We start from the raw sequence: 15,607 nt of genomic DNA on the forward strand, positions 1-15,607 counted from the left end.
GCTAATTCCTTTACATATAAAGATCGATTAAAGAACAATGGCCGTCTGAAAATTTATTTTCAGTTTCAGACGGCCTTTTCTGATTAGCCTTTGCGGGCTTCAGTTACAGCAGCAGCTACGTGAGCAGGAGCTTCAGCATATTTTTTGAACTCCATGGAGTAAGTAGCGCGACCTTGGGTTGCAGAACGCAAGTCGGTTGAGTAACCGAACATTTCTGCCAGAGGTACTTCGGCGCGAACTTTCTTACCACCGATACCGTCATCATCCATACCCAATACAACGCCACGACGACGGTTCAAGTCGCCCATTACGTCACCCATGTATTCTTCAGGTGTTTCCACCTCAACTGCCATGATTGGTTCCAACAGAGCTGGATTGGCTTTACGCATACCTTCTTTAAAGGCTTGAGAAGCTGCCAATTCGAAGGCCAGTTGTGAAGAGTCAACATCATGCGAAGAACCGAAAATCAAACGTACACGAACGTCAACAACTGGATAACCGGCAACGATACCGTTAGGCAAAGTATCGCGAATACCTTTATCGACAGACGGGATAAATTCGCGAGGAATCACACCACCTTTAATTTCATCGATAAATTCGTAACCCGCACCACCTGGTTCCATAGGTTCCATTTTGATCACAACGTGACCGTATTGACCTTTACCACCAGATTGTTTGGCATGTTTGTATTCAGCTTCAACTTCTTTGCGAATGGTTTCACGGTAAGCCACTTGAGGCGCACCGATGTTTGCTTCCACGCCGAATTCGCGTTTCATACGGTCAACAATAATTTCCAAGTGCAGCTCACCCATACCGGAAATAATGGTTTGACCGGACTCTTCGTCTGTACGAACGCGGAAAGAAGGGTCTTCTTTCGCCAGACGGTTCAGGGCGATACCCATTTTCTCTTGGTCGGCTTTGGTTTTCGGCTCAACGGCAATATGGATTACCGGCTCAGGGAATTCCATGCGTTCCAAGATGATCGGTGCACTTTCTGCACACAAAGTTTCACCAGTGGTAACGTCTTTCAGACCGATCGCAGCTGCAATGTCACCAGCGCGTACTTCTTCAATTTCCGTACGGTCTGCAGCAGTCATTTGTACCAAGCGACCGATACGTTCGCGAGTACCTTTTACAGAGTTCAATACGGTATCACCGGATTTTACCACACCAGAGTAAACGCGGATGAAAGTCAACTGACCAACGTATTTATCGTTTAACATTTTGAACGCCAATGCAGAGAATTTCTCTTCATCGCTGGCTTGACGGCTGTCGGCTTCTTCAGTGTTAGGGTTAACACCTTGAACTGGAGGAATGTCGGTAGGAGCAGGCAGCAATTCTACAACTGCGTCCAACATACGTTGAACACCTTTGTTTTTGAATGCTGAACCGCACAACATTGGTTGAATTTCACCGGCCAAAGTACGTTGACGCAATGCGCCTACGATTTCTTCTTCAGTCAGCTCATCACCGCCCAAGTATTTGTCCATCAATTCTTCGCTGGCTTCTGCTGCAGCTTCAATCATGTTTTGACGCCATTCTTCAGCAGTCTCAACCAATTCAGCAGGAATATCGCCATAGGTAAAGGTTGTACCTTTATCGGCTTCATTCCAAATAATGGATTTCATTTTCAACAGGTCAACGACACCGCTGAAGCTGTCTTCCGCACCAACCGGAATCACGATAGGTACTGGGTTTGCGCGCAAACGGGTTTTCATTTGCTCAACAACGCGGAAGAAGTTGGCACCTTGACGGTCCATTTTGTTTACAAATGCCAAGCGAGGTACTTGGTATTTGTTAGCTTGACGCCATACGGTTTCAGATTGAGGTTGAACACCGCCTACTGCACAGTAAACCATTACCGCGCCGTCCAATACACGCATAGAACGCTCTACCTCTACAGTAAAGTCAACGTGTCCCGGGGTGTCGATGATGTTGAAACGGTGCTCAGGAAACTGTTTCGCCATACCAGACCAATAAGAAGTCACAGCAGCAGAAGTAATGGTAATACCACGCTCTTGCTCTTGTTCCATGTAGTCGGTAGTAGCCGCGCCGTCATGCACTTCGCCCAATTTATGAGTCAAACCTGTATAGAACAAAATACGTTCTGTTGTGGTTGTTTTACCCGCGTCAATATGGGCAGAAATACCAATATTGCGATACAGGCTGATAGGGGTCTTACGAGCCATTTTGTTAGCCTTTCGATATTAGAAACGGAAGTGAGAGAATGCTTTGTTAGCTTCAGCCATACGGTGTACTTCTTCACGTTTTTTCAACGCACCGCCACGACCTTCAGCCGCATCAATCAATTCACCTGCCAAACGCAGGTCCATAGATTTCTCACCACGTTTACGGGCCGCGTCGCGAACCCAGCGCATTGCCAAAGCCAGACGACGTGAAGGACGAACTTCAACAGGAACTTGGTAGTTTGCACCACCTACACGGCGACTTTTCACTTCCACGATAGGTTTGGTGTTTGCAATGGCTTCGTTAAATACTTCGATTGCTACTTTGCCGGTTTTTTTCTCAATTTGTTCCAGTGCACCGTAAACGATACGTTCTGCAACAGATTTTTTACCGTCAATCATCAATACGTTCATGAATTTAGTCAGCTCAACGCTGCCGAATTTAGGATCTGGCAGTACGTCGCGCTTAGGGACTTCTCTACGTCTTGGCATTTTAATTTCCTTTAATCTATTCAGTTGGGTCAATTCCCATGAATACCCAATTGAGTATTCACTTACTCGGCCGTTGTTCAGCTTAGGCGGCCGACGTGCCTATTTGAGTCCCGATAATTATTTAGGACGCTTAGCACCGTATTTAGAACGGGCTTGTTTACGGTCTTTAACACCTGCAGTATCTAAAGAACCGCGTACAGTGTGGTAACGTACACCTGGCAAGTCTTTTACACGACCGCCGCGAATCAATACGACGCTGTGCTCTTGCAGGTTGTGGCCTTCACCGCCAATGTATGAAATTACTTCAAAACCGTTGGTCAGGCGAACTTTACATACTTTACGCAATGCAGAGTTAGGTTTTTTAGGGGTAGTTGTGTATACACGGGTGCACACGCCACGTTTTTGCGGGCAGGCTTCCAGTGCAGGCACTTTGTTTACGTACACAGGCTTTTGACGGCCTTTGCGTACCAATTGGTTGATAGTTGGCATATTTTCTCGTCCTGTTGAGTTAAATACTTGCCGACACCATGTCGACAAGATTGGAATTATATTTTTATTGCAAGGGTTTAGTCAAGCAAATGACTGATAAAGTTTGGTGTTTTCCAATTCATGTCTAAATTTTAGAAACAAAGGCCGTCTGAAACATTCAGACGGCCTTTGTCATTTTAAACAAGTCCGCAATTTGGTTCTCTACTTATTTTCCCCATTGCTTTCCTTATTTATTCAGACGGCCTTAAACTCCACCCTCTTTTATGTCCTCTAAAAAATAAAACCGCAAGACTGGCTTGCGGTTTTATTTTCACAATAATCGCTCGGGATTATTCGTCTGAAGCTTCGGTTTCAGAAACTTCTTGATCGGCTTGCTGCCATTGTTGATGGCGGCTGCGGTGGTAGGTCAAACCTGTACCGGCAGGAATCAAACGACCGACAATCACGTTCTCTTTCAAACCGCGCAGTTCGTCTTGTTTGCCCATAATAGCGGCCTCTGTCAAGACGCGGGTTGTTTCTTGGAACGATGCCGCAGAAATGAAGCTGTCTGTAGACAAGGAGGCTTTGGTAATACCCAGCAACACGTTTTCGTAACGTGCCGGCTCTTTATCTTCAGCCATGGCTTTTTCATTGGCAAGCATCACATCGCCACGCTCAACTTGTTCGCCAGTAATGAACTCTGTATCACCGGAATCAACAATGTTCACTCGACGCAGCATTTGGCGGATGATGACTTCGATGTGTTTATCGGAAATCTTCACACCTTGTAGGCGGTAAACCTCTTGTACCTCTTGGACAATGTAGCGAGCCAATGCTTCGATACCTTGCAGACGCAGAATGTCATGTGGATCTACGGCACCGTCTACGATGGTTTCACCGCGGTTTACCACTTGACCGTCGTGTACCAAAATCTGTTTCTCTTTAGAAATCAGGGTTTCGTATGCTACACCGTCTACGTCGGTAATAATCAGACGCTGTTTACCTTTGGTTTCTTTACCGAAGGAAACGGTACCGGTAATTTCTGCCAACATACCTGCATCTTTCGGCACGCGTGCTTCAAACAATTCGGCTACGCGTGGCAGACCACCGGTAATATCGCGGGTTTTAGAAGACGCTTGTGGAATACGCGCCAATACATCACCCTTACCGACTTCCTGACCTTCACGGATGGTAATCACCGCACCGACTGGGAATGCCATAGAAACTGGGGTAGTGGTACCTGGGATGCAAATTTCCAGACCGTTTTCATCCAACAGTTTGACAGTCGGACGTAACAGTTTAGAAGCACTAGAGGAACGACGTTTACCATCAATCACTACCAGAGTAGACAAACCGGTTACATCGTCGGTTTGTTTCGCAACGGTAACACCTTCTTCCACGTTTTCGAATTTCACCGTACCTGCGTGTTCGGTAATCATCGGACGGGTATGCGGATCCCAAGTTGCCAAGGTTTGACCGGCTTTAATGGCTTCGCCGTCTTGTACCAGCAGGATTGCACCGTAAGGTACTTTGTGACGTTCACGTTCGCGACCGATATCGTCGTGAATCACTACTTCACAAGAACGGCCGATGACAACCAACTCGCCTTTGTTGTTGGCAACATAACGCATTTGGCTGCTGAAACGTGCTGTACCATTGGATTTGGCTTCTACTTGGCTGGCTGCCGCCGCACGAGATGCTGCACCACCGATGTGGAACGTACGCATGGTCAGCTGAGTACCTGGCTCACCAATGGATTGAGCTGCAATCACACCAACTGCCTCACCGGCGTTAACCAGTTTACCGCGTGCCAAGTCGCGACCATAACAGTGCGCACACAAACCATGACGGGTTTTACAAGTAATCGGTGTACGGACTTTGACTTCATCGACGCCGGATTGGTCGATCATATCTACCAGTTTCTCGGTCAACAACGTACCGGCTTCAACCAAAGTTTCGCCAGTCGAAGGATCGACAACATCAGAAGCTGTAACACGACCCAAAATACGCTCACGCAAAGCTTCAATTACGTCACCGCCTTGTACCACTGCCTTCATCACAAAGCCGTCTGAAGTACCGCAATCGTCTTCAACAACCACCAAGTCTTGGGTTACGTCTACCAAACGACGGGTCAGGTAACCGGAGTTTGCAGTTTTCAACGCGGTATCCGCCAAACCCTTACGCGCACCGTGGGTCGCAATAAAGTATTGCAATACGGTCAGACCTTCGCGGAAGTTAGAGGTAATAGGCGTTTCAATAATGGAGCCGTCAGGTTTCGCCATCAAACCACGCATACCGGACAACTGTTTAATCTGAGCCGCAGAACCACGGGCACCAGAATCGGCCATCATGTAAATAGAGTTGAAAGACTCTTGATCAACTTCGTTGCCGTCACGGTCGATGACTTTTTGTTTAGACAGGTTGTCCATCATCGCTTTAGCGATCTTATCGCCGGCACGACCCCAAATATCGACCACTTTGTTGTAACGTTCACCGTTGGTCACCAAACCTTGACGGTATTGGTCTTCGATTTCTTTAACTTCGGCATTAGCCTCGGCCAGCAAGGCTGCTTTTTCTTTCGGAATTTCCATATCGTCAACCGCAATGGAAATACCGCCTTTAGCCGCAAAACCGAAACCGGTATACATCAAGTGGTCGGCGAAAATAACTGTATCACGCAAGCCGCACAGACGGAATGATGCGTTAATCAGTTTAGAAATTTCTTTTTTCTTCAGCGCTTTGTTGATGTATTCAAATGGCAGGCCTTTAGGCAAGATTTCGCTCAACAATGCACGGCCGACAGTCGTTTCGTAACGGTTAACGACAGGCTCAAACTCACCTGCTTCGTTTTTCACCCATTCACGCAGACGTACGGTAATTTTCGTACCCAGTTCAACCTGTTTGGTATGGTATGCACGATGCACTTCTTTCACATCGGCAAACAGGCTGCCTTCGCCTTTGGCATTGATACGGTCGCGGGTCATGTAGTACAAACCCAATACGATATCTTGAGAAGGTACGATGATTGGTTCGCCGTTGGCTGGAGACAATACGTTGTTTGAAGCCAGCATCAGTGTGCGTGCTTCCATTTGTGCTTCCAAGCTCAATGGAACGTGTACAGCCATTTGGTCACCGTCAAAGTCGGCGTTAAATGCGGCACACACCAATGGGTGCAACTGAATCGCTTTACCTTCGATCAGGATAGGTTCGAACGCTTGAATACCCAAACGGTGCAGGGTTGGCGCACGGTTCAGCATAATCGGATGTTCGCGGATCACTTCTTCCAAGATATCCCATACTTCAGGTACTTCTTGTTCTACCAATTTTTTCGCAGCTTTAACAGTAGAAGCCAAACCTTGTTTTTCCAATTTGTGGAAAATGAATGGTTTGAACAGTTCCAACGCCATTTTTTTCGGCAGACCACATTGGTGCAGACGCAGGTATGGGCCTACGGTAATCACGGAACGACCGGAGTAGTCCACACGTTTACCCAGCAGGTTTTGACGGAAGCGGCCGCCTTTACCTTTAATCATATCTGCCAATGATTTCAGCGGACGTTTGTTGGCACCGGTCATGGCTTTACCGCGACGGCCGTTATCCAACAAGGAGTCAACTGCTTCTTGCAACATACGTTTTTCGTTACGAACGATGATGTCAGGCGCATGCAGTTCCAACAGACGTTTCAGACGGTTGTTACGGTTGATAACACGGCGGTACAAATCGTTCAAATCGGAAGTGGCAAAACGACCACCATCCAATGGAACCAACGGACGCAAATCAGGTGGCAATACCGGCAGTACATCCATAATCATCCATTCCATTTTCATACCGGAACGATGGAAGGCTTCCAATACTTTCAAACGTTTGGCAATTTTTTTGATTTTGGTATCAGAACCAGTAGATTCCAGCTCTTGACGCAGGATTTCGATTTCGCCAGTAATATCCAAGGTGCGCAGCAATTCACGGATACCTTCTGCACCCATTTTGGCATCGAAGTCGTCGCCGTATTCGTCCAGTTTGTTGTAGTAATCGTCTTCAGTCAGCAATTGACGACGTTGCAACGGAGTCATGCCGGGATCGGTTACCACAAATGCTTCAAAGTACAATACACGTTCGATGTCGCGCAAAGTCATGTCCAGTACCATACCCAAGCGGGAAGGCAGGGATTTCAAGAACCAAATGTGTGCAACTGGTGCTGCCAATTCTATGTGGCCCATGCGTTCGCGGCGCACTTTGGACAGGGTCACTTCTACGCCACATTTTTCACAGGTTACGCCTTTAAATTTCAAGCGTTTGTATTTACCGCACAAACATTCATAGTCTTTGACCGGACCAAAGATTTTGGCGCAGAACAAACCGTCGCGCTCAGGTTTGAACGTACGGTAGTTAATGGTTTCAGGTTTTTTAACTTCGCCATAAGACCATGAGCGGATGGTTTCGGGAGAGGCAATACCGATTTTGATGGCATCAAACTCTTCTTCCATGCCGGCAGTTTGCAACGGATTAAATAAGTTCAACAAATTCATTTTTGCTCCTTGAAGGAAGTATTTTTACCGCATGGCGGATTTTCGATATTGGGAAACGGTACTTTTGATTTCAGACGGCCCAAATGCCGATTGCTTCATTCTTATTCTGAAACCGCTTTTTCAGACGACCTTGAAAGGCCGTCTGAAAACTTCTGTTTAGTAACGTTCCAAATCGATATCCAAGCCCAGTGAGCGAATCTCTTTAACCAATACGTTGAAGGATTCAGGCATACCGGCATCGATTTTGTGTTCGCCTTTGACAATGTTTTCGTACATTTTGGTACGGCCGTTCACGTCGTCAGACTTCACAGTCAACATCTCTTGCAGCGTGTATGCCGCACCGTATGCTTCCAATGCCCAAACCTCCATCTCACCGAAACGTTGGCCACCGAACTGGGCTTTACCGCCCAGAGGCTGCTGGGTAACCAGACTGTATGGACCGGTAGAACGGGCGTGCATTTTTTCGTCAACCAAGTGGTGCAGTTTCAGATAGTGCATCACACCGACTGTAACCTTGCGGTCAAATGCTTCGCCTGAACGGCCATCATACAGCGTGATTTGAGTTTTACTGTCGTTGAAGCCCAGTTTTTCAACCTCAGGATCTTCACTTGGGTAAGCCAAGTTCAACATTTCGCGGATTTCAGACTCTTTCGCGCCGTCGAATACAGGAGAGGCGAAAGATGCACCTTTACGCAGATTGGAAGCCAATTCGATGATTTCTTCATCTGTCAGGCTGTCCAAATCTTCTTTCTTACCGCTACCGTTGTAGAGTTTGTTCAAGAATTCACGCAGCTCGCTGGCTTTGCGTTGCTCTTTCAGCATACGGTCGATGCGTTCACCGATACCTTTTGCCGCCCAACCCAAGTGAACTTCCAAAATCTGACCGATGTTCATACGGGAAGGTACGCCCAATGGGTTCAGTACGATGTCTACCGGACGGCCGTCAGCCATGTAAGGCATGTCTTCCACCGGCAGAATGCGTGATACCACGCCTTTGTTACCGTGGCGACCCGCCATTTTGTCACCGGCTTGCAGACGGCGTTTGATGGCGATAAATACTTTCACCATTTTTTGTACGCCCGGTTGCAACTCGTCGCCTTGGGTCAGTTTTTTCTTCTTGATCTCATACAACTCATCCGCTTCTTCACGTTTTTGTTGCAGGCTCAATTTAATCAGTTCCAACTGTTTAGCCAAATCTTCGTCAGCCAGACGGATGTCAAACCAATCATGTTTGCTGGACAGGCTTGCCAAATATTCGGTAGTAATTTCGCTGCCTTTAGCCAGCTTCATCGGACCACCATTGGCTTTTTGACCCACAATCATACGCTCGATACGGTCGAATGCGTCATTATCGAAAATACGCAATTGATCGCCCAAATCTTGACGGTAACGTTTCAATTCAGAATCAATAATAGATTGAGCACGTTTGTCGCGTTGGATACCTTCACGAGTGAAGACTTGAACGTCGATAACGGTACCGCTCATGCCGGTAGGCATACGCAATGAAGTATCTTTTACGTCAGACGCTTTTTCACCGAAGATGGCACGCAGCAGTTTTTCTTCAGGAGTCAGTTGGGTTTCACCTTTAGGTGTTACTTTACCTACCAAGACGTCACCAGCTTCTACTTCTGCACCGATGTATACGATACCGGATTCATCCAAACGGTTTTGCATACGCTCAGACAAGTTCGGAATATCGCGGGTAATGTCTTCCGCACCCAGTTTAGTGTCACGTGCAACAACGTTCAGTTCTTCAATGTGAATCGAAGTATAACGATCGTCCGCAGCCACTTTTTCTGAAATCAGAATCGAGTCTTCATAGTTGTAACCGTTCCATGGCATAAAGGCGATGGTCATATTTTGACCCAAAGCCAACTCGCCCAAGTCGGTAGATGCACCGTCGGCTACCAAGTCACCACGTTGCAACACATCGCCAGCTTTTACAGCCGGACGTTGGTTGATGTTGGTAGATTGGTTGGAACGGGTGAATTTAACCAAGTTGTAAATATCGACACCCACTTCACCGGCAGTCGCTTCATCATCATGAACACGAACGACGACACGGTTGGCATCTACATACTCAACCACACCACCACGGCGGGCAACGATTGCAGTTGCAGAGTCAACGGCAACAGAGCGCTCGATACCGGTACCAACCATCGGTTTTTCAGGACGCAGGCAAGGTACGGCCTGACGTTGCATGTTAGCACCCATCAATGCACGGTTCGCGTCATCATGTTCCAAGAATGGAATCAGAGATGCTGCAACGGATACCACTTGGCCGGTTGCCACGTCCATATATTGAACGCGGTCAGGCGTTGCCATAATGGTTTCGCCTTTTTCACGACAAGTTACCAAGTCGCCAATCAAATTACCGTCTTTGTCCAAATCAGCATTCGCCTGTGCAATCACATAGCGGCCTTCTTCGATAGCAGACAAGTAGTCGATTTCTTCAGTTACTTTGCCATCAACAACACGACGGTAAGGGGTTTCCAAGAAGCCATAATCATTGGTACGCGCATAAACGGACAATGAGTTGATCAAACCAATGTTTGGACCCTCAGGGGTTTCAATAGGACATACACGGCCATAGTGGGTCGGATGTACGTCTCGCACCTCAAAGCCTGCACGTTCGCGAGTCAAACCGCCAGGGCCCAATGCAGATACACGGCGTTTATGGGTTACTTCAGACAATGGGTTAGTCTGATCCATAAATTGGCTCAATTGGCTAGAGCCGAAGAATTCTTTAATCGCGGCAGAAACAGGTTTCGCATTGATCAAGTCATGCGGCATCAAGTTCTCAGATTCTGCTTGATTCAAACGCTCTTTAACTGCACGTTCTACACGAGCCAAACCGCTACGGAATTGGTTTTCAGTCAACTCACCCACAGAACGAACACGACGATTACCCAAGTGGTCGATATCGTCTACTTCGCCATGACCGTTACGCAGTTCAACCAATGTAGCAATAGAAGCAACAATGTCTTCAACGCTCAGAACGTAACCGCCTTTTTCAGCTGCGCCAGCCAAAGTTTCGTTCAGCAAACGGCCATACCAAGAGTTTTGTTGTGCTTCAGACAATTTTTGCTCGTATGTGCGCGTATTAAATTTCATACGGCCTACGCGAGACAAATCATAGCTGTCTTCACTGAAGAACAAGCGGTTGAAGAGCTGCTCAACAGCTTCTTCGGTAGGCGGTTCGCCAGGACGCATCATGCGGTAAATCGCTACGCGTGCAGCCTGCTGATCAGCAGTTTCGTCTGTACGCAGAGTGCTGGAGATGTAGCCGCCTTGATCCAACTCATTGATATAAAGGGTCGTAATTTCTTTTACGCCATGGATATCAAGCTTGGCCAACAGTTCTTCTGTAATTTCATCATTAGCAGAAGCCAATACTTCGCCGGTTTCCGGATCAATCAGGTCAGCAGCCAATGCTTTGCCTATCAGGCTTTCTGGCTCTACATCCAAACGAGTCAAGCCTGCATTGGTAATATCACGGATATTTTTCGCAGTAATGCGTTTACCTTTGGCGACCAGTACATTGCCTTCTTTATCCAAGATATCAACTTTGGCAGTTTCACCTTTCAGACGGCCTGCAATCAGATCAGTTTGAACACCGCTTGAAGACAAATAGAAAGTTTCTTTGTCGTAGAAAATATCCAAGATTTGCTCATTGTTGTAGCCCAAAGCTTTCAACAAAATCGTAACTGGCATTTTACGGCGACGGTCGATACGGAAATACAACAAATCTTTTGGATCAAATTCAAAATCCAACCATGAACCACGGTAAGGAATAATACGAGCAGAGAACAACAGCTTACCGGAAGAATGTGTTTTACCACGGTCATGCTCAAAGAACACGCCAGGAGAACGGTGCAGCTGGGAAACAATCACACGCTCAGTACCATTGATGACAAAAGAGCCACTTGGCGTCATCAATGGGATTTCGCCCATATACACTTCGTTTTCACGAACTTCTTTTACAGTCGGCTTAGATGCTTCTTTATCCAAAATTACCAAACGGATACGGGCACGCAATGGGGCCGCATAAGTAATGCCACGCAATTGACATTCAGGAATATCGAACAAAGGCTCGCCCAATGTGTAATGCACAAACTCCAATCGCGCATAACCGTTATGACTCACAATCGGGAAAATAGAATTAAATGCCGCTTGCAGACCATCATCAGTGCGTTGGTCAAAAGCATTTTCCAGCTGCAAAAATTTCGCATAAGAATCAATTTGGGTTGCCAGCAGGAAAGGAACATCTAAGACATTCTCTCGCTTTGCAAAACTCTTACGGATACGTTTTTTCTCGGTAAACGAATAGCTCATATACACTCCGAAAAGCAATTTTAAATAATAGGCCGTCTGAAACAACGGCATGCATCAACCTGATATTTACATTCATTTGCAATGATTTTATAAAGACTATGCAAATAAATGTAAACAATGCCTGATACTTATTTTAAGAAGCAAAATAAGGCTGGCAGAAAACTGCCAGCCTTCATAGGAAGCATCAAATTATTTGATTTCGACTTTAGCGCCGGCTTCTTCCAGTTGTTTTTGGATGTCTTCAGCTTCAGCTTTAGAAACACCTTCTTTCAGAGTTTTAGGTGCACCATCAACGATGTCTTTAGCTTCTTTCAGACCCAGGCCAGTGATAGCGCGGACAACTTTAATCACGCCAACTTTTTGATCACCGGCAGAAGCCAATACTACATCAAATTCAGTTTTTTCTTCAGCAGCAGCAGCACCAGCACCTGCAGGACCTGCAACTGCAACGGCAGCAGCAGAAACGCCAAATTTCTCTTCAAAAGCTTTAACCAGGTCGTTCAATTCCATTACGGTCAAAGAACCAACGGCTTCCAAAATGTCTTCTTTAGTAATAGCCATGCTATTTTACTCCAAATATTGTATTAAAAAATAATTGATTAAATGAAACAAAATCGATTAAGCGGCTTCTTCGCCAGCTTTTTTCTCTGCCAAAGCAGCCAAACCACGTGCAAAGCCTGATACAGGAGCTTGCATAACGAACAACAGTTTGGACAACAGTTCTTCGCGGCTTGGAATAGAAGCCAACTCAGCAACCTGAGCAGGGTTCATCACTTCGCCATTGTAAGAACCGGCTTTAACGATAATTTTGTCATCTTTTTTCGCGAATTGGTGCAACACTTTAGCAGCAGCAACAGCATCTTCAGAAGCAGCGTAAACCAATGGACCAACCATTTGATCGGCCAAACCTGCGAATGAAGTACCTTCTACTGCGCGACGAGCCAGAGTATTTTTCAGAACGCGCAAGTAAACGCCTTCTTTACGTGCATTCGCACGAAGCTCAGTCATGCTGGAAACACTGATACCGCGATATTCAGCGACTACGAGAGTTTGAGCGTTAGCAATTGCTGCGCTAATTTCCTCTACGGCCACTTTCTTGGTTTCAATATTGAGACTCAAGGTCTACCTCCCACTGTTTATAAACAGGATACCAAAATGATATCCCACCAGCGCGGTAACCTAAAAAGACATCTTACAAGCAATCTTGCAATGTGTTTCAGGACTACCGTCTGCGTAGGGCAGTTACGATTAAATCTTACGATCCCTACGGTCTTGGACATCTACTTAATTTTAAGTAGCCCAAATTCAGGCAATCCAGAAAACCGGATCACCTGAAAATTTCTTAATTGTTCACGCTTGCAGTATCAACGCGAACACCCAAACCCATAGTGCTGGATACAGCAACTTTTTTCAGGTACTGGCCTTTAGCAGCAGCAGGTTTAGCTTTAACGATAGCATCCAGCAACGCATTGAAGTTTTCTTTCAAGTCAGCTTCAACGAAAGAAGCACGACCGATAGTTGCGTGAACGATACCGGCTTTATCTGTACGGTATTGTACTTGACCTGCTTTTGCATTTTTAACTGCTTCAGCAACGTTAGGAGTAACAGTACCTACTTTAGGGTTTGGCATCAGACCACGAGGACCCAAGATGGTACCCAATTGACCAACGATACGCATTGCATCAGGAGAAGCAATAACAACGTCAAAGTTCAGGTTACCAGCTTTGATTTCAGCGGCCAGATCTTCAAAACCAACAATATCTGCACCAGCTTCTTTAGCAGCATCTGCATTTGCACCTTGAGTAAACACAGCTACGCGAGTTGTTTTACCGGTACCTTTAGGCAAAACGACTGAACCACGAATAACTTGGTCAGATTTACGAGGATCAACACCCAGGTTGAAAGATACGTCAACAGACTCGTCAAATTTAGCAGTAGCAGCTTTTTTAACCAAAGCAATTGCTTCGTCGATTGCGTACAGTTTGTTAGCTTCAACAGAAGAGCGCAGAGCTTTCAAGCGTTTAGATACTTTAGCCATTATACAACACCCTCCACGTCCAAGCCCATTGAACGAGCAGAGCCGGCGATAGTGCGAACAGCCGCATCCAAGTCAGCAGCAGTCAAATCAGGCTCTTTAGTTTTAGCAATTTCTTCCAACTGAGCGCGGGTCAATTTACCCACTTTATTAGTCAGAGGATTAGAACTACCTTTTTGCAGACCAGCAGCTTTTTTCAACAAGATAGAAGCTGGAGGGGTTTTCATCACAAAAGTGAATGATTTATCTGCAAATGCAGTAATAACGACTGGAATTGGCAAACCAGGTTCCATACCTTGGGTTGCAGCATTAAATGCTTTACAGAATTCCATGATATTCAAGCCACGCTGACCCAAAGCAGGACCAACTGGGGGAGATGGATTGGCTTTACCTGCAGGAATTTGCAGTTTGATGTAGCCGATAATTTTCTTTGCCACTTAAGGACTCCTAAAAACGGGTATAACGCGGAACCATTCCGCTTCCCAAACAGAATTTGCGATTATATCCGCTTAAAAAAAAATTTTCAAGCGAATTAAACCACTTAAATCTTTTCAACCTGACCGAACTCTAATTCAACCGGTGTTTCACGACCAAAAATCTGAACTGAAACACGCAGTCTATTACGTTCGTAGTTAACTTCATCAACAATTCCGTTAAAATCAGCAAATGGACCTTCATTCACACGAACCTGTTGACCTACTTCAAATTCAACTTTTGGTTTTGGCTTCTCAACACCAGTTTTGGCTTGTTGCAAAATAGCATCTGCATCTTTTTGAGAAATTGGGATTGGGCGATTTCCGCTACCACCTACAAAACCATTTACTCGAGGGGTACTCTTAACCAAGTGCCATGAATCATCAGTCATTTCCATTTCAACCAATACATAGCCTGGATAGAATTTACGCTCACTGATGGTTTTTCGGCCATTCTTGATATCTACTACTTCCTCCACAGGAACGAGAATCTGACCGAAATATTCTTCCATGTTTTCACGAGCAATACGCTCTTTCAATGTTTTTTGAACATTTTTCTCGAAACCGGAATAGGCCTGTACCACATACCAACGCTTTGACATCTTTACCCTTTCCTATTTAATAAAACATCAAAAAACAACCATGAAATAATTGTATCTGCCGCATAAATGAAGGCTGCTAAAACTGCAACGAAGATAATCACGAATACAGTCATTTTGACCGCTTCATCACGACTCGGCCAAACTACCTTCTTAAACTCAGCCCAAGAGCTCTTAAAATATGCAAACAGACCTTCTTTCTTTTCAGGAGCTGGCTTATTACTTACCACAACTTCCTTTTTCTGATGGTCTTCTTTGCGTCCAGACGGATGTTCTGTCATCTTTACTCACTTATCAATACCCCACCCGCCTTCATTTTAGATAGTGGCATTGATCCATTAATTAATTCCAAATAATCTTAAAACTTAAGTACAAAAAAATTAACCGGCACAAGGCCGGTTAATTTTTTATTTGGCAGGCCAAGAGGGTCTCGAACCCCCAACCCTCGGTTTTGGAGACCGATACTCTACCAATTGAGCTATTGGCCTCTAAA

At 45.8% G+C, this 15,607-nt stretch carries 11 protein-coding genes and 1 tRNA gene; all 12 read right to left on the reverse strand.

The features are described from left to right. Positions 1-83: 83 nt before the first annotated feature. On the reverse strand, positions 84-2,189 hold the full coding sequence (gene fusA / locus O3682_RS11255; RefSeq protein ID WP_036491326.1) for an elongation factor G: 2,106 nt from the start codon (positions 2,187-2,189) through the stop codon (positions 84-86). 18 nt (positions 2,190-2,207) lie between these two features. Next, a complete protein-coding gene (rpsG, locus tag O3682_RS11260; RefSeq protein WP_371510139.1) occupies positions 2,208-2,678 on the reverse strand; it encodes a 30S ribosomal protein S7 in 471 nt (156 codons plus the stop codon). A 117-nt stretch (positions 2,679-2,795) separates the two neighbouring features. Then, the gene (gene rpsL / locus O3682_RS11265) at positions 2,796-3,167 is read right to left on the reverse strand and encodes a 30S ribosomal protein S12 (RefSeq protein ID WP_002218431.1); all 372 of its coding nucleotides are present in this window, start codon (positions 3,165-3,167) and stop codon (positions 2,796-2,798) included. Between the two features lie 329 nt (positions 3,168-3,496). Beyond that, positions 3,497-7,672, reverse strand: a complete 4,176-nt coding sequence (gene rpoC / locus O3682_RS11270; RefSeq protein ID WP_371510140.1) for a DNA-directed RNA polymerase subunit beta' — start codon at positions 7,670-7,672, stop codon at positions 3,497-3,499. Between the two features lie 156 nt (positions 7,673-7,828). After that, the gene (rpoB, locus tag O3682_RS11275) at positions 7,829-12,007 is read right to left on the reverse strand and encodes a DNA-directed RNA polymerase subunit beta (protein WP_371510141.1); all 4,179 of its coding nucleotides are present in this window, start codon (positions 12,005-12,007) and stop codon (positions 7,829-7,831) included. 189 nt (positions 12,008-12,196) lie between these two features. Next, positions 12,197-12,568, reverse strand: a complete 372-nt coding sequence (gene rplL / locus O3682_RS11280; protein WP_003677916.1) for a 50S ribosomal protein L7/L12 — start codon at positions 12,566-12,568, stop codon at positions 12,197-12,199. 57 nt (positions 12,569-12,625) lie between these two features. Then, positions 12,626-13,126, reverse strand: a complete 501-nt coding sequence (rplJ, locus tag O3682_RS11285) for a 50S ribosomal protein L10 (RefSeq protein WP_003680699.1) — start codon at positions 13,124-13,126, stop codon at positions 12,626-12,628. Positions 13,127-13,349: 223 nt separating this feature from the next. Then, complete coding sequence (rplA, locus tag O3682_RS11290) at positions 13,350-14,045, reverse strand: 50S ribosomal protein L1 (RefSeq protein ID WP_003686260.1); 696 nt, start codon at positions 14,043-14,045, stop codon at positions 13,350-13,352. Further along, positions 14,045-14,479: a 50S ribosomal protein L11 gene (gene rplK, locus O3682_RS11295; protein WP_002220151.1), complete on the reverse strand. Its 435-nt coding sequence runs from the start codon at positions 14,477-14,479 to the stop codon at positions 14,045-14,047. The genes rplA and rplK overlap by 1 nt, the downstream gene beginning before the upstream one ends. Positions 14,480-14,583: 104 nt before the next feature. Beyond that, a complete protein-coding gene (gene nusG / locus O3682_RS11300) occupies positions 14,584-15,117 on the reverse strand; it encodes a transcription termination/antitermination protein NusG (RefSeq protein ID WP_003680697.1) in 534 nt (177 codons plus the stop codon). Positions 15,118-15,119: 2 nt separating this feature from the next. Then, positions 15,120-15,395, reverse strand: a complete 276-nt coding sequence (secE, locus tag O3682_RS11305) for a preprotein translocase subunit SecE (protein ID WP_063068466.1) — start codon at positions 15,393-15,395, stop codon at positions 15,120-15,122. Positions 15,396-15,526: 131 nt separating this feature from the next. Further along, a tRNA-Trp gene (locus O3682_RS11310) sits at positions 15,527-15,602 on the reverse strand. Between the last annotated feature and the right edge of the window lie 5 nt (positions 15,603-15,607).

It is taken from the genome of Neisseria sp. 27098_8_112 (genome assembly GCF_041433235.1).
Classification (GTDB): domain Bacteria; phylum Pseudomonadota; class Gammaproteobacteria; order Burkholderiales; family Neisseriaceae; genus Neisseria.